Below are 16,847 nucleotides of genomic sequence, written 5' to 3'. Positions count from 1 at the left end.
GGATCGCTCGGGGCGGGCATATGTGATGACGGTCCGTCGGTAGAATAGAGTCGGTACACCTCTCAGACACCACAGGCCTTCTCGTTCTCCCTCGGCTACCTTATATCGGCGACACACCAGCGGAGACCCTTGCCTTGATCGCCCTTCTTCAGATCATCCAGTTGCTGCTAAACCTCGTCTGGTGGGTCATCGTCATCCAGGCGATCCTGTCGTGGCTGATCGCGTTCAACGTCATCAACACGCACAGCGATTTCGTCCGCACGGTGTGGAACGCGCTGCAGAAGATTACCGAGCCGCTCTATCGCCCGATCCGCCGCGTGCTTCCCGATTTCGGTGCGCTCGATCTGTCGCCGCTGGTCGTGCTGCTGATCCTCTACATCCTGACCAACATCGTCATCCCGAACATCGCGCAGAACTACCTCGTCGCGGCCTATTGATCGGGCCGGCAGCCTGGCGCGCGGTCCATGACGGCCTCGCGATCGCCGTCCGGGTAACCCCGCGCGGCGGTCGCGATGCCCTCACTGCCGGAACGCCCGAGCATTTTGCCGCGCGACTGGCGGCGGCGCCCGTCGATGGCGCCGCGAATGCCGGACTGGTAGCGCTCGTCGCCAAAACCTTCGGCGTACCCAAGCGTGCCGTAACGATAATCTCCGGCGAAACCGCCCGCCTGAAGCGCCTGCACATCGCGGGCGATGCCACTGTGCTGGCGGAAATCGCGTCCGCGCTCTATGGGCCGCGGGCATGAGCGCGACCATCATCGACGGCAAGGCCTTCGCCGCCGGCCTCCGGGCCCGTATCGCAGACGGCGTTACCGCCTTCAGGGCGCAGGCAGGCCGCGCGCCAGGCTTGGCCGTGGTGCTGGTCGGCGAGGATCCCGCCTCCAACGTCTATGTCCGTTCGAAGGGCAAGGCGACGCGCGAGGCAGGGATGGACAGCATCGAGCACCGCCTCCCCGCCGACGTCCCCGCCGAAGACCTGCTCGCGCTGGTCGCGACGCTCAACGCCGACCCGACGATCGACGGTATCCTCGTCCAGTTGCCCCTGCCGAAGCATATCGACGAGCAGGCGGTGATCGCCGCGATCGACCCCGACAAGGACGTCGACGGCTTCCACCCGATCAACGCCGGCCGACTCGCAACCGGCCTGCCGGGTTTCGTTCCCTGCACGCCGTATGGCTGCGTCATGCTGCTGAAGAGCGTGCGGCCGAACTTGAGGGGATTGGAGGCGGTCGTCGTCGGCCGCTCGAACATCGTCGGCAAGCCAATGGCGCAACTGCTCCTCCGCGAAAGCTGCACCGTCACCGTCGTCCATAGCCGGACACAGGACGTGCCCGCGCACATCCGCCGCGCCGACATCGTCGTGGCCGCGGTCGGCATCCCGCAGATGATCAAGGGCGACTGGCTTAAGCCCGGCGCGACCGTCATCGACGTCGGCATCAACCGCACCGACGCCGGCCTCGTCGGCGACGTCGATTTCGCCAGCGCGGTCGACGTCGCGGGGGCGATCACGCCGGTGCCGGGGGGCGTCGGGCCGATGACCATCGCCTGCCTCCTGCGCAACACGTTGGTCTCCGCAGGCCGCCGCGAAGGCGTCGCGATCGAGGAGTCGAGCCTGTGATCGAACTCTACATCTCGTCGCTGATCACGTTCTTCGTGGTCATCGATCCGCCCGGCTGCGCGCCGATCTATGCCGGGCTGTCGGCGAGCGCGTCTGCCCTCCAGAAGCGTGCGATGGCGATCCGCGCGGTCGGCGTGTCCGCGCTGATCCTGTTCGTGTTCGCGCTGTTCGGCGAGGCGTTGCTGAAGGGCCTCGGGATAAGCCTGGCCAGCTTTCGCATCGCCGGCGGCATCATGCTGTTCCTGATCGCGCTCGAAATGGTGTTCGAAAAGCGTACCGAGCGCCGCGAGGATCGTGCCGCCAAGGTGGCGAGCGATCCCGAGGCCGAGGACGTCTCGATCTTCCCGATGGCAATGCCGATGATCGCAGGCCCGGGCTCGATCGCGTCGGTGATGCTGTTGATGAGCCGGAACAGCGGGATCGAACGCTCGGCGGTCGTGCTCGCGGCAATGGTCACGATCCTGCTGCTGACGCTGGTCGCGCTGCTCGCGGCGGGGCCGATCATGCGGATCCTCGGCGCGAAGATCGAGGCGGTGATCACCCGGTTGCTAGGCGTGTTGCTGGCGGCGCTGGCGGTGCAGTTCGTGCTCGATGGTCTGTCGGTGGTGTTGCGCTAATCCGTTCTCCTGCGAACGCAGGAGCCCAGGATTACGGACGTTGTCTTTCGTTACCCTGGGCTCCTGCGTTCGCAGGAAAACCGGGGGGTGGCGGTCAATCCACGTTGAACAACCGCAACGGCGACTTCGCGGGCAGCGGCAGAGGCGTCAGCCATGCCGGCACCTCGTTCTTCGCCAGCTCGGCATAGAACCCCTTCGGGCTACGCGCCTTGTAGTTGGTCGACTCCGCTGCGTTCGGGCACAGCAGCAGCATCGTCGCGCCGTGCCGTTTGATGATCGCATGCGCCTGGTCCGCCGTCCCCCCGAACGCATGCTGGACGTCCAGGATCGCGTCGCCGTTCCGATGATACGGCCCCGCGATCGCATCATGATGCGTGATCGTGATCAGGCGGGGCCCCATGTCGACGAAGGTGAAGATCGTCTGCGCGGGATATTTGTTCAGCGCGAGCAGCACGGTCGTACGCAGGCAGTCGCCGGTCGCCATGTTGACGCGCTTTTCATACGGCTTCGGCCGGTCGATCGGCAGGTATTTGAGCACCATCCCGGCGAACATGCCCGAGACGATCAGGAACGCGAAGGCCGTCCCCAGCACGCGCACTGCGATCGATCGGTTGCCGAGCAATCGGGGGATGATCAGCCAGGCCAGCGCGGTCGCTCCCGGGATCGCCAGCATCTGTGCGGCGGGTCCGGCGCGGACCTGCCACAACAGCATCGCGCAGGCGAACGCGGTGAACAGCGCGACAGCTGCCCAGCCGACTGCGCTTGAAGCGCGACGCGCACGCCAAGCCGCAAGGATCGCCCCGATCAGGCCGATGATCGGCAGCGTCGCCAGCGAGAAACCGACCCGGAAGCTGTGCTTGTAGATCGGTTTCGCCTCGCGGACATTGTCCAGCCAGTTGCGTTGCAGCTCGGGCGAAATCCCCTCGGGCCGGCCCAGGCACTGCGGGAAGACCAGCGCGAACCCGACGACGATCGCCGCCCCGGCCGCGACCGCCAGCGCCAGCCGCATCCCGCGCGACGAAGGGCCGAACCGCGCGAGCAGGAACAGCAGCATCCCCGCCGCGATCATCACGCTCAGCCACACCGGCGTCAGCGCATCGCACCGCATCGCCTGGTTGGCGTTCGAGGCGAACAGCGCGAACCCGAGCGTGCTACCACCACCCAAGGTCAGCGCATAGATCGACAGCCGCTCGGCTTCCGATCGATCCCATACCCAGCGCAAGGCGATGATCGCCCCCGCCATCGCCGCATAGGGCAACAGCTCGAGCCCGATCGACAGCGACACCGCACTCGCGATCCCGACCATCGCGCCACCACGACGTCCGTTCGCATCGCACAGACCGGCGACCGTCAGGCTCAGCATGGCAAGCTGCCAGCCGTGATGATCGATCCGTTCGGGCATGAACATCAGCATCGTGCCCGTCGCGCCGACCATGAACACGACCGCGAGCGGCCACGCGTAAGGGCTGATCAGCCTTCGCACGGTCGCGCCGATGCCGAGCATCGCAATCGACAACGGCAGTAAGGGCGCGATCCCGCAGGCGAGCCGCTCCGCCCAGCTGTTGCTGGTGAACAGGCGGAAGAACAGGATGAGGCCGGCGATCGGCAGGTCGACGATCCGGCTCCAGTGAATGTCGAAACCGACCGGCGGGTTCATCCGATAGTTGCGCAGATCGTACCAGCCCTGCCCGTCGAGCAGCGCGCGGACCTGCATCAGCCGCATGTTGTCGTCGGTATCCCCGAGCGACAGCCAGCGGATCTGGCCCCAGCGATCGACCATCGACCACGCCGCCACCGCCACCCAGGCGAGCAGCGTCAGCGCGATCCAATGCCGGTCGAGTTCGTCCAGCAGCGTGCGCTGTCGAGAAGCGGGGGCCTGATCCAAAACGCTTTCCTCCTGCCCGCGCGCACACTAGATGCGCGGGCTTGTCTTCGGCGCCGCTCTATCGCGGTATCGGTAAAGAACAAGGCGGGCATGCAGGCGATTTGGCGACAGATGGAGCAGATGCGGGCGAGCGGCGTGCTCGGCCAGCTCGTGCGCTTCGGGATCGCCGGCGGGATTTCCAGCGTCGTCTATTCGCTCGTCTACCTGCCGCTGACCGCGTACGTGTTCCCGCCCCGCCAGGCGGTGGCCGCGGTGCCGTTCGCGTTTGCCGTCGCGGTGGTGGTAGGCTTCTTCCTGCACAGCCGCTGGAGCTTCAAGGGGCATGCGAAGGAGCCGGGCGCCGGTCGTCATGTGAAGTTCGTGATCGTCCAGGGCTCGGGGCTAGCGCTCAATGCGGTCATCACTTGGATCGGTACGGCGCTGCTGCACTTGCATCCGTGGATCCCGTTGATCCCCGCCGTTTTTCTTGCTGCGATCGTGACGTTCGTGCTCAACCGTTTCTGGGTTTTCAACTGACATGAACTTCAACCGCAGGGCCGACACTTAATGGACCGCATCGTCTACGACCGGATGGCCGCGCATGACTCCACCCACTGGTGGTACCGCGCCCGCCGCGACATCCTGGCGGATTACCTGACACGCTACGGCGCGTTGCCGAAGGATGCGAAGATCCTCGAGATCGGCTGTGGCACCGGGCATAACCTGCCGATGCTGGCCGAGTTCGGTGAGATCGACGCGATCGAGATTGATCCGGCGGCGCGCGAGATCGCGAGCGAGCGGCTGGGGAAGCCGGTGGGGGCGGCGCCTTTGCCCGAGCTGCCGGGGGTGCCCCGCAAGCATTACGACCTGATCGCGGTCCTAGACGTGGTCGAGCACATCGAGGACGACGTCGCCGCGCTGAAGGCGATGGCCGATTGCCTCGCGCCCGGCGGCAAGATCCTGATCGCTGTGCCTGCGCATGCGTGGCTCTGGAGCGCGCACGACGTGGTGAACCACCACCACCGTCGCTATTCGAAGGCCACGCTCAAGACAGCGATCGAGACGGCGGGCCTGAAGCCCGAAAAGCTCGGCTATTTCAACTCGCTGCTGTTCCCGCTGGCGGCCGCGGCGCGGATCGCCGGCCGCCTCTCCGGCCGCGACGACAGCGACGACTCCCCGCCGCCCAAGCTGGTAAACGCGCTGTTCGAGAAGATCTTCCGCCTGGAACGCCACATGGTCGGTCGCCTGCCGATGACGCCGGGCGTCTCGATCGTGACGCTGGCGGTGCCGCGGTAAGCTAGGTTCGGGGACTGCCACGCCCCTTTGTCCGTTCGTCCTGAGCGAAGTCGAAGGACAGGCCACGTGCGTAGGTGCTTCGACTTCGCTCAGCACGAACGGGGGGTGGGGGCGGATTTGAACGCTTAGCGACTTTCATAAGCTACCACCCCGGCGAAGGCCGGGGCCCAATTGGGTAACCTTGCTAACTTCGGGTGCGCTTCGTTACTGCGACCTTTCCAACTGGGCCCCGGCCTTCGCCGGGGTGGTGTTGTGATCGGCAGGCGCGTTCGTTATTCCGGGTGGAAGGGAAGGGAGCTGTCAGGCAACCGCGCTACTTCCACCGGCTCCGCACGGAATCCCAACGTCGCCTTCCCCTGGATCGGGCCTGCCACGTCGGCGACGATATACAGCGGCCGGCGCTTGGACTCGACGTATAGTCGCCCGAGATACTCCCCGATCATGCCCAGCACGAACATCTGCACCGCGCCCAGGAACACCGTGACGAGCATCGTCGAGGTCCAGCCTTGTACCGCGCTGCCCGAGAGCCAGCCGATCGCGATGTAGACGAACAGGAGCAGCGACACGCCGGTCAGCGCGAGCCCTGCGTGGCTGGCGAAGCGCAGCGGGGCGGTGGAGAAGCCGGTGACGGCGTCGAACGCGAGCCGGATCATCTTCGCCAGCGGGTAGTTCGTCTCCCCCGCGAGTCGCTCGGCGCGGTCATAGGGGAAGGGCACCTGCTTGAACCCGATCCAGGCGACCATGCCGCGGATGAAGCGGGCCTGCTCGGGGAGCGACAGGAATGCATCGAGCGCGCGCCGGCTCATCAGGCGGAAGTCGCCGGTGTCGAGCGGGATCGGCGTCTCGGTCATCCGGGTCAGCAGGCGGTAGAACGCAGCGGCAGTGGCTTTCTTGAACACGGTTTCGCCCGCGCGTTGGCGACGCACCGCGTAGACGACGTCGGCCTGGCTTGCCGCCATCGCCGCGCGCATGTCTGACAGCAGTTCGGGCGGGTCCTGGAGATCGGCGTCGATGATCAGAATCTGCTCGCCGGCGCAGAGATCGAGCCCGGCGGTGAGTGCGAGCTGGTGACCGTGGTTGCGCGAGAGGTTGATCGCGACGAGTCGCGGATCGGCGGCGGCCAGACGCTGCATGACGGGCCAGCTGTCGTCGCGCGAGCCGTCGTTGATCAGGACGATCTCGTAATCGTCGCCGACCGCGACCTTCGCGGCGCCGGAAATGCGCGCATGCAGGATGTCGAGGCACGCCGCCTCGTTATAGCAGGGGACGACGATCGATAACGCGGGACGGTTCATTCGCCCCGTCTAGCGTCGGGTTTGTCTGTCGTCATTGAAAGATGTGGGAAGCCAAAAGCAACAAACTCTACACCCGCTCCACGGTATGCACCGCATCCGCCGCCCGCAGCCCCGCCATCAGCCGCATCAATTGCTGCACGTCGTGCACCTCGACGTCGATCTCGTTGGTGTGGAAGCTCTTGTCGCGCGTATCGAGCCGCAGGTTGATGATGTTCGCCTTGTGCCCGCCGATGATCGTCGAGACGATGCCGAGCGAGCCCGGTTCGTTCTTCACCATCACCGATATGCGTGCGACGGCGCCTTCGGTCTTGTCGCCCCAGGCGACGTCGACCCAGTCGGTCTCGTTTTCCGATCGCTCGGCGAGTTCGGCGAGGACCTTGCAGTCGATCGCGTGGACCTCGATCCCGGCATCGGGCCGGCGCAACCCGACGATCCGGTCGCCCGGCACGGGATGGCAGCACGTCGCCAAGTCGTAGGCGACGCCGGGGGTCAGGCCCTTGATCGAGATCGCGCTCGATTGCGGCGCCAGCGCATGCGTCACGTCCGCACCCGCCGAGCCCGGCATCAGCGCTTCCATCACCGCCGCATCGGACAAGGTGCGCCGCGCGATCGCCACCATCAGCGACGAATCATCGGGCAGCTTCAGCCGCTTCAGCGCGTGGCTCAGCGCATCCGTGCCGATCTGCGCAGGCAGCCGCGTGACGATGTCGTCGTACAATGTCCGGCCAAGCGCGACCTGCTCGATGCGCTCCTTTTGGCGGAGGTGCCGGCGGATCGCGGCAAGCGCTTTGCCGGTGGTCGCGACGTTGAGCCATTGCGGCTGTGGCGACTGGCCCTTCGAGCGCAGGATCTGCACTTGATCACCGTTCTCGATCACCGTCGACAGCGGCACGACTCGGCCGTTGACCTTCGCGCCGACCGCCTGGTCGCCGAGATCGGTGTGCACCGCATAGGCGAAGTCGATCGAGGTCGCGCCCTTGGGTAGCTGGATCAGTTCGCCCTTCGGCGTGAACGCGAAGATGCGATCGGTGTACATTGCCATCCGCGTGTGTTCGAGCAACTCTTCCGGGCTCTCGGCGGTGTCGAGAATCTCGACGAGGTCGCGAATCCAGCTGACCTGCCGGTCGCTGCCGTTGATCTGCTGCTTGTACGCCCAGTGTGCCGCCAGCCCGAATTCGGCCTGTGCGTGCATGTCGGCGGTACGGATCTGGATCTCGATCCGCGCGCTGTCGGCATGGATCACCGAGGTGTGCAGCGAGCGATAGCCGTTGCGCTTGGGCGTCGAGATGTAGTCCTTGAACCGGCCCGGCACCATCGGCCAGCGCTGGTGGATGATCCCGAGCACCCGGTAGCAATCCTCCTCGGTCGGGACGATCGCGCGGAACGCCATGACGTCGGACAGCTGTTCGAAGCTGATGTGGCGCTCCGACATTTTCCGGAAGATCGAGTAGGGATGCTTTTCGCGTCCCGAAATCTCCGCCTCGACGCCCGCGCGCGACAGCACCAGTTTTAGCCCGGAGGCGATCTTGGCGATGCGGTCGCCGTCGCCCTTCTTGAGCTGTTCGAGGCGGCGGTTGATCGATTCGGAGGCTTCGGGTTCGAGCTGTTCGAACGCCAGCGACTGCATCTCGCGCATGAACTCGTACATGCCGATCCGCTCGGCGAGCGGCGCGTAGATGTCCATCGTCTCCTTGGCGATGCGACGGCGCTTCTCGGGCTTGGCGATATGGTGGAGCGTCCGCATGTTGTGCAGGCGGTCGGCGAGCTTCACCAGCAGCACGCGGATGTCGTCGGACATCGCGAGGAGGAATTTGCGCAAATTCTCGGCGGCGCGTTCGTTCTCGGTCTGCGCCTCGATCTTGCTGAGCTTCGTCACGCCGTCGACGAGGCGTGCGACAGAAGCACCGAACAGTCGCTCGATCTCCTCGGGCGTGGCGACCGTGTCCTCGATCGTGTCGTGGAGGATCGCGGTGGCGATCGTCTCGGCATCGAGATGGAGGTCGGTCAGGATCCCGGCCACCTCGATCGGATGGCTGAAATACGGATCGCCGCTCGCGCGCTTCTGGCTCCCGTGCGCCTGCATCGAGAAGACATAGGCGCGGTTCAGCAGCGCCTCATCGGCATCGGGATCGTAGTCGAGGACGCGATCGACCAGTTCATATTGGCGCAACACGGCTTATAGATGGGGCCGGGTTGCGATGCATTGCAACAAATTCCTCGTTATTTCGCGTGGTTGTTGCACGTGGCGAGCGCGTCGGCGTCATAGGCCTTGCCCGCGACCGTGAAACTGGCGAGCGGCCCCACGCGCTTGGCGACCGTGGCGCAGAGGATCACGTCGCGCTGCGGTGCCTTGCTGGAGACGAACGCCGCATTCTCCCAGCGCCACGGCGTGCCGTTGGTGATCAGCCGGGTGGAAGTGGGCGCGGCGGCCGGGACGGCTACATAATAATTGGTGGGGGTCTGAGCCGATGCCGGTGTCGCGACCAGTGCGGCGAACCCCGTCGTCAGGGCGGGAACGGCGGTCAGAAGGGCGCGGGTGATGACGGACATCGGTAGACTCCTAAAAGGTTTCTAATCGAGACCTATTCCGATTAGTTTCGAGTTGCAACTGAAATCGGAGGAGCATTTCGCTTCTGCCTTTTATGCGGTACCGTTGCTGTCCAATAAGGAAGACGCCGTGGGAAAATTGCGCGAACCCTTGCTCGAATGCAGCCTGCCTGCCGCGCTGGAGGCGATGGGCGAGCGCTGGTCGTTCCTTATTCTGCGCGCGTCGTTCAACGGCCTGCATCATTTCGAGGAGTTCCAGTCGGAACTGGGGATTGCGCGTAATATCCTGGCGAACCGGCTGGCGCGGCTGGTCGAGCACGGGATTCTGGAGCGGCGGACTATTCCGGAGGATCGGCGCAAGATTGCGTATGGGCTGACCGACAAGGGGTTTGCGCTGTTGCCGACGATGATCGCGCTCCGGCAATGGGGCGAGCGGTGGGAGACGTGCGTGCCGGCGTTCCCGATCCTGGTCGACGCGCGCGATCGGCGGCCGTTGCAGCCGGTGTCGGTGCGGTCGCATGATGGGCGCGTGCTGAGTAAGGGGGATTTGATCTGGGCGCTTCCGGGAGAAGTTGCCGGGGATGGGGTGGAGGCTGAGGCGGCTGAGTAATCCGCGGCGGCTCCTCCTTGTTCTCCCGCGAAGGCGGGAGCCCAGTCTGGACCCCCGCCTTCGCGGGGGAACATGCTATCTACGGGTTATTGGGCGGGTAGCGTTTCCAGTACCGTGCGGATCGCATCAGGCAACGTCACCGGGCGGCCCGTTTCCAGATCTACATGCACGCTGACCATGGTGATGACCGTGTGCAATTCCCCCGTCTCCGCATGCGCGAGCTCGAACCGCTTCGTCAGGCTCGTCGTACCGAGCTTCTCGATCCGCACGAACGCCTCGACTGTATCCCCCAGGCGGAAAGGCTTGAGATAATCTATCTCCGTCCGCCGCACGTTGAACTCGGTGGTCGGCCAGACGTCTGGCAGAGCCTCCGCGATCCCGGTCCATTCCCAGAACTCGGTAACCGCGACGTCGGCATATTCGAGATAGCGCGAGTTGAAGACGATGCGCTGGCCGTCGATCTCGGCATAGCGCACGCGGAACCTGGTCGAGAAGGCGAAGCCCGGCCGCATGTCAGAAGATCAGCTTCACGCCGACCAGCGCCAGCACGGTCGCGAGCACGGGGACCAGCACGCGGTCGGAGACACGCGTCGCGATCAGGCTGCCGACGATGATGCCGGGGATCGAGCCGATCAGCAGCGACACCAGCAGGTCGACGTCGACCGAGCCGAGGATCCAGTGGCCGATCCCGCCGAGCAAGGTCAGCGGTACGGCGTGCGCGATGTCGGAGCCAACCAGCCGGTTGATCGGCAGCGTCGGGTACAGGATCAGCAGTGCGGTCATGCCCAGCGCGCCGGCACCGACCGAGGTCAGCGACACCAGCACGCCCAAGACTGCGCCGAGCAGGATGGTCAGCATCGCCTGCCGCTCGCCGCCGACCGTGCCGATCCGCGGGGTCAGCCACGCGACGATCCTGCCGCGGAAGAAGGTCGCGACTGCCGAGAGGATCAGCGTGACGCCGAGCACGGCGGTGATCGCGTGGCCGGTGTCGGACGACTTTTCGCCGAGATGGTTGAGCACCAGCAACGTCGCGATCGCCGCGGGGACGCTACCGGTCGCGAGCCTGCGCACGACGCGCCAGTCGACCGTGCCGCGCCAGCCATGCACCGTCGTCCCGACCGTCTTGGTCGCCGAGGCGTAGAGCAGGTCGGTGCCGACCGCGGTGGCGGGGTGGAAGCCGAAGACGAGCACCAGCAGCGGCGTCATCAGCGACCCGCCGCCGACACCCGTCAGCCCGACGATGAGGCCGACGAGCACGCCGGCCACCGAATATAACAGGTTGATATCCACGCTGGCGAAGGTCAGCCAGCGCCACGCGCAGGCGTATTGACGCCCATCGACTGGAGATATTTCTTCACGTTGCGCGCCGCCTGGCGGAGCCGCTGTTCGTTCTCGACCATCGCGATCCTCACATAGCCCTCGCCGTTCTCGCCGTAGCCGACACCTGGGGCCACCGCGACGTGCGCGTGAGTCAGCAATTGTTTGGTGAACTCAAGGCTGCCTAAATGCGCGAGCGCCGGTGGCAGTGGTGCCCACGCGAACATGCTCGCACGGGGGCTCGGGATGTCCCAGCCGGCGCGGCCGAAGCTCTCGACCAATACGTCGCGGCGCTTGTGATAAAGCTGCCGGTTGCGCTCGACGATGTCCTGCGGGCCATTGAGCGCGGCGCAGGCGGCGGCTTGGATCGGCGTGAACGCGCCGTAATCGAGGTACGACTTCACGCGAGTCATCGCCGCGATCAGCGTCTTGTTGCCGACCCCGAAGCCCATCCGCCAACCGGCCATCGAATAGGTCTTGCTGAGCGAGGTGAACTCGATCGCGACGTCCTTCGCGCCCGGGACCTGGAGGATCGAGGGCGTCGGCTTGCCGTCGAAATACAGCTCCGAATAAGCGAGGTCGGAGATCACCCACAGCTTATGCTTCTTGGCGAACGCAACGACGCGCTCGTAGAAGGCGAGGTCGACGACTTCGGCGGTCGGGTTCGACGGATAGCCCATCACCAGCACCGACGGCGCGGGCACGGTGAACGCCATCGCGCGCTCGAGGCTCTCGAAATACGCCTCGTCGGGCGTGGTCGGCACCGCGCGGATCGTCGCGCCGGCGATGATGAAGCCGAAGGTGTGGATCGGATAGGACGGGTTGGGCGCGAGCACGACGTCGCCGGGCGCAGTAATCGCGGTGGCCAGACTCGCGAGGCCTTCCTTCGAGCCCATCGTAACGACGACCTCGGTCTCAGGATCGACGTCGACGCCGAAGCGGCGGCCGTAATAGTTCGCCTGCGCTTTCCTCAGGCCGGGGATGCCCTTCGACTGCGAATAGCCGTGCGCGCTAGGCTTGCGCGCGACTTCGACGAGCTTCTCGATGACGTGCTCGGGGGGCGGCAGGTCGGGGTTGCCCATGCCGAGATCGATGATGTCCTCCCCGCCCGCGCGCGCCGCCGCCCGCATCGCGTTCACTTCGGCGATGACATAGGGGGGCAGGCGTTTGATGCGGTAGAAGTCTTCGGACATGATCAGCCTCTAGCTGGAGGAGCGGGTGCTGTACCGCAGGTGAGCGGGGGCGTCATCCGCCTCATTCGTCGAGGGGACGAAAGCTGGGGTATTCTGGTTCGCGCCGCACCCTTCGACAATTGGGATACCCCAGCTTTCGCTGGGGTGACGGGGTTTGTGTATGGTCCGCTCCCCACCAGATTCCGTCACGCCAGCGAACGCTGGGGTATCCCGGTTCGCGCCGTACCCTTCGACAATTGGGATACCCCAGCTTTCGCTGGGGTGACGGAGTTTGTGTACGGTCCGCTCCCCACACATCCTCCGTCATCCTGACGAAAGTCAGGACCCAGGGTCACGGGCGTAGGCGTTTGCGGCTCTGGGTCCTGACTTTCGTCAGGATGACGGGTGGGGTTGCGGGCGGCGTGGTTGAATCCACACGTCCTTCCGCTTGGCCGATCGCTCGGCTAAGCTCCCGAAAAACCAGAGGATGCCATGGCCGATACTCCTCCCGACGCCTCCACGCCGACCCTGCCCGATCTCCAGCATTGGACGTGGGTGATGGGGCGTGCGCAGCAGATGATGATGGAGCAGGGGCTCGCCGCGATGCAGGCCAAGCCCGAGGGAATCCCGGCGATCCCCGGCTTCAGCGACCCCGCGACACTGGAGCGCGCGCGAGATTTCTGGACCGAGAGCCTGACGCTGTGGCAGCGGTTTCTCGATCCCGCCAAGGCGCCCGAACCCGCGCCGGTGACCGACAAGCGCTTCAAGGCGCCGCAGTGGCGCGAGCCGGTGTTCGACCTGATCCGGCAGAGCTATCAGCTGATCGGCGACCACATGCTGCGCGGCGTCGAGGCGGTGGACGGGCTCGACCCCAAGCAGAAGGAGCAATTGCGGTTCGCGACCAAGGGGTTCGTCGATGCGATGAGCCCGACCAATTTCGCGCTGACCAACCCGCAGGTGATCGAGAAGACGATCGAGACGCGCGGCGAGAATCTGTTGAAGGGCCTGCAGAACATGATGGCGGATCTTGCCCGCGGGCAGGTGACGCATACGCCCGACGGCGCGTTCGAACTCGGGCGCAACCTGGCGATGACGCCGGGCAAGGTGGTGAAACGCACGCCGCTCTACGAGCTGATCCAGTACAGCCCGACCACCGACAAGGTGCTGGCGACGCCGCTGGTCATCTTTCCGCCGTGGATCAACCGGTTCTACATTCTCGACCTGACGCCGGAGAAGAGCTTCATCTGCTGGGCGGTCGAGCAGGGCATCACCGTGTTCATGGTGTCGTGGAAATCCGCCGATTCGAGCATGAAGGACGTGGTCTGGGACGACTATGTCGGCGCGCAGGTCGAGGCGATCGATACGGTTCGCGCCGCGCTCGACGTGCCGGCGGTGCACACGATCGGCTATTGCGTGGCGGGGACGACGCTGGCGGCAACGCTGGCGCTGCTAGCGGCGCGTAACGAGGCGGCGAAAGTGGCTAGCGCGACGTTCTTCACCGCGCAGGTCGATTTCGCGCAGGCGGGCGAACTGCAGCATTTCATCGACGACGAACAGCTGAAGATGGTCGCATCGCTGTCGCCCGAGGGGGTCCTCGACGGGCGGTACATGGCGACGACGTTCAACCTGTTGCGCGGCCGCGACCTGATCTGGAACTACGTCACGCAGAATTACCTGCTGGGGCAGGATTACGTGCCGTTCGACCTGCTCCACTGGAACGGCGACACGACCAACCTGCCCGCGAAATGGCATCTAAGCTATCTGACCGACCTGTACCGCGACAATCTGCTGGTGACGGGCACGATGACGGTGGACGGTACGCCGATCGACCTGACCAAGGTCTCCACGCCGAGCTATGTCCAGGCGGGGCGCGAGGATCATATCGCGCCAGCCGAAAGCGTCTGGAAACTCACGCACTTGTTCGGCGGGCCGCTGAAGTTCGTGCTGGCGGGGTCGGGGCATATCGCGGGCGTGGTCAACCCGCCGGCTGCCGGGAAGTATCAATACTGGACCCATCCGGGGGCGCACACGACGCTCGCCGACTTCGTTGCCGGTGCGACCGAGACGAAGGGCAGCTGGTGGCCGGACTGGGTCGAATGGTTGCGCACGCTTGATGCCGAGACGGTGGCCGCAGACGGTGCGCGGCTACCGGGAGAGGGGGCTCTGAAGGCGCTTGGCGAGGCGCCCGGCGAGTATGTGAAGAGCCGATAGCGCTACCTTACGTTTGCGTCATGGTGCAGTGCACAATTTTATTGTGCGGCGCCGCGAATCGTGTATGAAGACCGCGACATAACTCCGAAGAGAGGTGCGTGGATGGTGGATATCGTGAAACGGACGGCCAAGGCCGGTTCGAAGCCTGCCGCCATCGCGAAGGCTCCTCGGACCGTCGTCAAGCCGGCGAAACCGGCACCCGAGCCGATCGCCAAGACGTCGGCACCTCAACCTCTCGCGGCTGCTTTTGTATTGCCGCACACGGACATTCCCGCCCCGATTCAGGCCGCCGCGCCATCGGGGATCCCAGCCAGCGAAACAAAGGACGCCATAATGGACACGATCCAGAGCATCACCGAGAAGACCAAGGCCCTCTTCAGCGGCGCGAACACCGCCGAATTCAACGAGCAAGCCAAGGGCGCGATGGAGAAGTCGGCGAAGATGGCGGAAGATTTCGTCGCATTCGGCAAGGGCAACATCGAGGCGCTCGTCGAGTCGTCGAAGATCGCCGCGAAGAACGTCGAGGCTCTCGGCCAGGAAGCCGCTGAGTACGCCAAGACCTCGTTCGAGAGCGCGACCGAAGCCGCCAAGACGCTCGCCGCCGCCAAGTCGCCCGCCGAGTTCATGAAGCTTCAGGGCGATTATGCGCGCACCGCGTTCGACACGATGATCGCCGAGGGCTCGCGCTCGACCGAGCGGATGCTGAAGATGTTCGGCGAGTTCGCACAGCCGATCTCGAACCGCGTTGCGGTCGCGACCGACAAGATGAAGATCTCGGCCTAAGTCACGCGATGCCGGCTTCGGCCGGCAGGTGACGAGAAAGGGGCGGCCGTCATGCGACGGTCGCCCCTTTTGCGTTTGCGGTTTTCGCGTGACGGGTGCCAGCGCCCCCTTGCCCTTGCCCCCCGGCATGCCATATTTTGGCAGCATGCTTTTGACCCCTGAAATGACGACTCCCCAGCGGACGGGCGAGCAGATGGCCGAGCGCCGCGACGATAATGGAGAGGACGGCCATGATGGCACCGGGGGCGGCACCGGCGCCGGCATCGCGACCAAGACTCGCGCGAAGACAAAACAGCCGACGCCGTACCGCGTGCTGATGCTCAACGACGACTATACGCCGATGGAATTCGTCGTGCTGTGCCTCCAGCGCTTCTTCCGGATGGACATGGAGGCCGCGACTCGCGTGATGCTGCACGTCCACCAGAAGGGCGTCGGGGTATGTGGCACGTTCAGCTACGAGGTAGCGGAGACGAAGGTGTCGCAGGTGATGGATTTCGCCAAGCAGAACCAGCATCCGCTGCAGTGCACGCTTGAGAAGGCGTGAGCCTTACCGTTTGAGGTGATCTGTCTTGATCCTCCCCCGCAAGGGGGAAGTGGCACCGAAGGTGACGGAGGGGGAGGCAAGCGCCAACCGCTGTTCAGTATCCTCCCCCTCCGTCTGGCAAGAGCCAGCCACCTCCCCCTTGCGGGGGAGGACTGAAGGAAGGGGTTACCGCGCTGGCGGCAACCAGCGCAGGTCGAGCCCTTCGAAGCGGTCGATGTAGTTCGCGGCCTGCGCCAATTGCACCTCGTTGAGCAACGTCACTCGGCCCATCTCGCGGCGAATCAGGCCGTCCTCTTCCAATTGTCGCAACATGCGGTTGACGTGGACCGCAGTGAGGCCTGTGGCGTCGCCGATCTCCTCCTGCGTCAGCCCGAGCGTGAAGCTGTTGCCCGTCGCGCGATCGCGCATCCGCAGGCGGTTGCGCATTTCGAGCAGCAACGCCGCGATCCGCGCCTTGGCCGAGGTCCGGCCGAGGGCGGCGAGACGGTCGGTCAGCGCGACCTTCTCCATCTGGTTCATGACCATGATCAACGCCGACAGCCGCGGGTGATCGGTGACGAGCCCGGTCATCGCCGACCGATCGAACGAACAGACCGTGCAGTCGGTCAGCGCGACCACCGTCTCGGGCGAATCGCGATAGACCAGCGCGGAGACCGCCAGCATGTCGCCGGCATAGAGAAAGCGCAAAATCTGGCGGCTGCCGTCGTCGAGCAGCACATAGCTCATCGCCATGCCACGTTGCAGGATGAAGAGTTCGGCCTGCGGATCATTCTCGCGCACGAGGACGGCACCGCGACGCAAGTCTCGCGGGCGCTCCTCCAACCGCGCTAACGCAGCCTTCTCGTTCATCGACAGGTCGATGAGATCGCCGACGCGGTCGGCGAAGCAGCTGTCCGGCACTCTGTAATGGTCCCCAATGTTCGAGAACCACAGAGCAAAGCTAGGATTTCCGCGCATTAAAGTCGATCAAGCGG

The 16,847-nt window shown here is 65.2% G+C and carries 18 protein-coding genes; 10 read left to right on the top strand and 8 right to left on the bottom strand.

Annotation, left to right across the window (positions count from 1 at the left end; all coding sequences use genetic code 11):
- The first annotated feature begins 134 nt into the window (after positions 1 to 134).
- Genes C8J25_RS08920 through C8J25_RS08905 form a run of 4 tightly spaced genes read left to right on the top strand, consistent with a single transcriptional unit; the run spans position 135 to position 2,234 of the window.
- Positions 135 to 437: a YggT family protein gene (locus tag C8J25_RS08920; RefSeq protein ID WP_107954120.1), complete on the top strand. Its 303-nt coding sequence runs from the start codon at positions 135 to 137 to the stop codon at positions 435 to 437.
- The gene (locus tag C8J25_RS08915; RefSeq protein WP_107954119.1) at positions 434 to 745 is read left to right on the top strand and encodes a DUF167 domain-containing protein; all 312 of its coding nucleotides are present in this window, start codon (positions 434 to 436) and stop codon (positions 743 to 745) included. Before C8J25_RS08920 ends, C8J25_RS08915 begins: the two co-directional genes overlap by 4 nt.
- Positions 742 to 1,617 (top strand): bifunctional methylenetetrahydrofolate dehydrogenase/methenyltetrahydrofolate cyclohydrolase FolD, encoded by an 876-nt coding sequence (gene folD, locus C8J25_RS08910; protein WP_107954118.1) that lies wholly within the window; start codon positions 742 to 744, stop codon positions 1,615 to 1,617. Before C8J25_RS08915 ends, folD begins: the two co-directional genes overlap by 4 nt.
- A complete protein-coding gene (locus C8J25_RS08905) occupies positions 1,614 to 2,234 on the top strand; it encodes a MarC family protein (RefSeq protein ID WP_107954117.1) in 621 nt (206 codons plus the stop codon). The genes folD and C8J25_RS08905 overlap by 4 nt, the downstream gene beginning before the upstream one ends.
- Positions 2,235 to 2,328: 94 nt before the next feature.
- Here C8J25_RS08905 and C8J25_RS08900 read toward each other — a convergent pair whose 3' ends face one another.
- On the bottom strand, positions 2,329 to 4,119 hold the full coding sequence (locus C8J25_RS08900) for an AcrB/AcrD/AcrF family protein (RefSeq protein ID WP_244186920.1): 1,791 nt from the start codon (positions 4,117 to 4,119) through the stop codon (positions 2,329 to 2,331).
- A gap of 90 nt (positions 4,120 to 4,209) precedes the next feature.
- Between C8J25_RS08900 and C8J25_RS08895 the strand changes: the two genes are divergently transcribed.
- Both C8J25_RS08895 and C8J25_RS08890 read left to right on the top strand, forming a co-directional pair.
- Positions 4,210 to 4,635 carry a GtrA family protein gene (locus tag C8J25_RS08895; protein WP_175518124.1) on the top strand — a complete coding sequence of 142 codons (426 nt, stop codon included), beginning with the start codon at positions 4,210 to 4,212 and terminating at the stop codon, positions 4,633 to 4,635.
- 30 nt (positions 4,636 to 4,665) lie between these two features.
- On the top strand, positions 4,666 to 5,394 hold the full coding sequence (locus tag C8J25_RS08890; protein WP_107954116.1) for a class I SAM-dependent methyltransferase: 729 nt from the start codon (positions 4,666 to 4,668) through the stop codon (positions 5,392 to 5,394).
- A 272-nt stretch (positions 5,395 to 5,666) separates the two neighbouring features.
- On the opposite strand, the gene C8J25_RS08885 is transcribed toward C8J25_RS08890, so the two are convergent.
- The 3 genes from C8J25_RS08885 to C8J25_RS08875 form a co-directional block, all read right to left on the bottom strand.
- Complete coding sequence (locus tag C8J25_RS08885; protein WP_107954115.1) at positions 5,667 to 6,689, bottom strand: glycosyltransferase family 2 protein; 1,023 nt, start codon at positions 6,687 to 6,689, stop codon at positions 5,667 to 5,669.
- 67 nt (positions 6,690 to 6,756) lie between these two features.
- Complete coding sequence (locus tag C8J25_RS08880; RefSeq protein WP_107954114.1) at positions 6,757 to 8,862, bottom strand: RelA/SpoT family protein; 2,106 nt, start codon at positions 8,860 to 8,862, stop codon at positions 6,757 to 6,759.
- A 47-nt stretch (positions 8,863 to 8,909) separates the two neighbouring features.
- Entirely contained in the window at positions 8,910 to 9,239 is a 330-nt protein-coding gene (locus C8J25_RS08875) for a CC_3452 family protein (RefSeq protein ID WP_107954113.1), read from the bottom strand.
- A 184-nt stretch (positions 9,240 to 9,423) separates the two neighbouring features.
- Between C8J25_RS08875 and C8J25_RS08870 the strand changes: the two genes are divergently transcribed.
- A complete protein-coding gene (locus C8J25_RS08870) occupies positions 9,424 to 9,846 on the top strand; it encodes a winged helix-turn-helix transcriptional regulator (RefSeq protein ID WP_107954300.1) in 423 nt (140 codons plus the stop codon).
- A gap of 86 nt (positions 9,847 to 9,932) precedes the next feature.
- Here the strand turns inward: C8J25_RS08870 and C8J25_RS08865 are convergent, their stop codons facing one another.
- Genes C8J25_RS08865 through C8J25_RS08855 form a run of 3 tightly spaced genes read right to left on the bottom strand, consistent with a single transcriptional unit; the run spans position 9,933 to position 12,356 of the window.
- On the bottom strand, positions 9,933 to 10,358 hold the full coding sequence (locus tag C8J25_RS08865; protein ID WP_107954112.1) for an acyl-CoA thioesterase: 426 nt from the start codon (positions 10,356 to 10,358) through the stop codon (positions 9,933 to 9,935).
- Between the two features lies 1 nt (position 10,359).
- A complete protein-coding gene (locus C8J25_RS08860; protein WP_107954111.1) occupies positions 10,360 to 11,136 on the bottom strand; it encodes a sulfite exporter TauE/SafE family protein in 777 nt (258 codons plus the stop codon).
- An 11-nt stretch (positions 11,137 to 11,147) separates the two neighbouring features.
- Entirely contained in the window at positions 11,148 to 12,356 is a 1,209-nt protein-coding gene (locus C8J25_RS08855) for an LL-diaminopimelate aminotransferase (RefSeq protein ID WP_093398371.1), read from the bottom strand.
- A gap of 471 nt (positions 12,357 to 12,827) precedes the next feature.
- Here C8J25_RS08855 and C8J25_RS08850 point away from each other — a divergent pair, with 471 nt between their 5' ends.
- The 3 genes from C8J25_RS08850 (at position 12,828) to clpS (ending at position 15,873) form a co-directional block, all read left to right on the top strand.
- Complete coding sequence (locus C8J25_RS08850; protein ID WP_107954110.1) at positions 12,828 to 14,546, top strand: PHA/PHB synthase family protein; 1,719 nt, start codon at positions 12,828 to 12,830, stop codon at positions 14,544 to 14,546.
- A gap of 333 nt (positions 14,547 to 14,879) precedes the next feature.
- Positions 14,880 to 15,329, top strand: a complete 450-nt coding sequence (locus C8J25_RS08845; RefSeq protein ID WP_167397694.1) for a phasin family protein — start codon at positions 14,880 to 14,882, stop codon at positions 15,327 to 15,329.
- Positions 15,330 to 15,522: 193 nt separating this feature from the next.
- The gene (clpS, locus tag C8J25_RS08840) at positions 15,523 to 15,873 is read left to right on the top strand and encodes an ATP-dependent Clp protease adapter ClpS (protein ID WP_056066412.1); all 351 of its coding nucleotides are present in this window, start codon (positions 15,523 to 15,525) and stop codon (positions 15,871 to 15,873) included.
- 165 nt (positions 15,874 to 16,038) lie between these two features.
- Here the strand turns inward: clpS and C8J25_RS08835 are convergent, their stop codons facing one another.
- A complete protein-coding gene (locus C8J25_RS08835; RefSeq protein ID WP_244186955.1) occupies positions 16,039 to 16,722 on the bottom strand; it encodes a Crp/Fnr family transcriptional regulator in 684 nt (227 codons plus the stop codon).
- Between the last annotated feature and the right edge of the window lie 125 nt (positions 16,723 to 16,847).

It is taken from the genome of Sphingomonas faeni, from assembly GCF_003053745.1.
Classification (GTDB): domain Bacteria; phylum Pseudomonadota; class Alphaproteobacteria; order Sphingomonadales; family Sphingomonadaceae; genus Sphingomonas; species Sphingomonas faeni.
This window is presented reverse-complemented; position numbering and strand designations above follow the sequence as displayed.

Coding starts and splice junctions, on each gene's coding strand:
- C8J25_RS08845 (WP_167397694.1), top strand. CDS start 14,880: ATGGACACGATCCAGAGCATCACCGAGAAGACCAAGGCCCTCTTCAGC.
- C8J25_RS08850 (WP_107954110.1), top strand. CDS start 12,828: ATGGCCGATACTCCTCCCGACGCCTCCACGCCGACCCTGCCCGATCTC.
- folD (WP_107954118.1), top strand. CDS start 742: ATGAGCGCGACCATCATCGACGGCAAGGCCTTCGCCGCCGGCCTCCGG.
- C8J25_RS08870 (WP_107954300.1), top strand. CDS start 9,424: ATGGGCGAGCGCTGGTCGTTCCTTATTCTGCGCGCGTCGTTCAACGGC.
- C8J25_RS08865 (WP_107954112.1), bottom strand. CDS start 10,358: ATGCGGCCGGGCTTCGCCTTCTCGACCAGGTTCCGCGTGCGCTATGCC.
- C8J25_RS08885 (WP_107954115.1), bottom strand. CDS start 6,689: ATGAACCGTCCCGCGTTATCGATCGTCGTCCCCTGCTATAACGAGGCG.
- clpS (WP_056066412.1), top strand. CDS start 15,523: ATGGCCGAGCGCCGCGACGATAATGGAGAGGACGGCCATGATGGCACC.
- C8J25_RS08855 (WP_093398371.1), bottom strand. CDS start 12,356: ATGTCCGAAGACTTCTACCGCATCAAACGCCTGCCCCCCTATGTCATC.
- C8J25_RS08890 (WP_107954116.1), top strand. CDS start 4,666: ATGGACCGCATCGTCTACGACCGGATGGCCGCGCATGACTCCACCCAC.
- C8J25_RS08895 (WP_175518124.1), top strand. CDS start 4,210: ATGCAGGCGATTTGGCGACAGATGGAGCAGATGCGGGCGAGCGGCGTG.
- C8J25_RS08835 (WP_244186955.1), bottom strand. CDS start 16,722: ATGAACGAGAAGGCTGCGTTAGCGCGGTTGGAGGAGCGCCCGCGAGAC.
- C8J25_RS08875 (WP_107954113.1), bottom strand. CDS start 9,239: ATGTCCGTCATCACCCGCGCCCTTCTGACCGCCGTTCCCGCCCTGACG.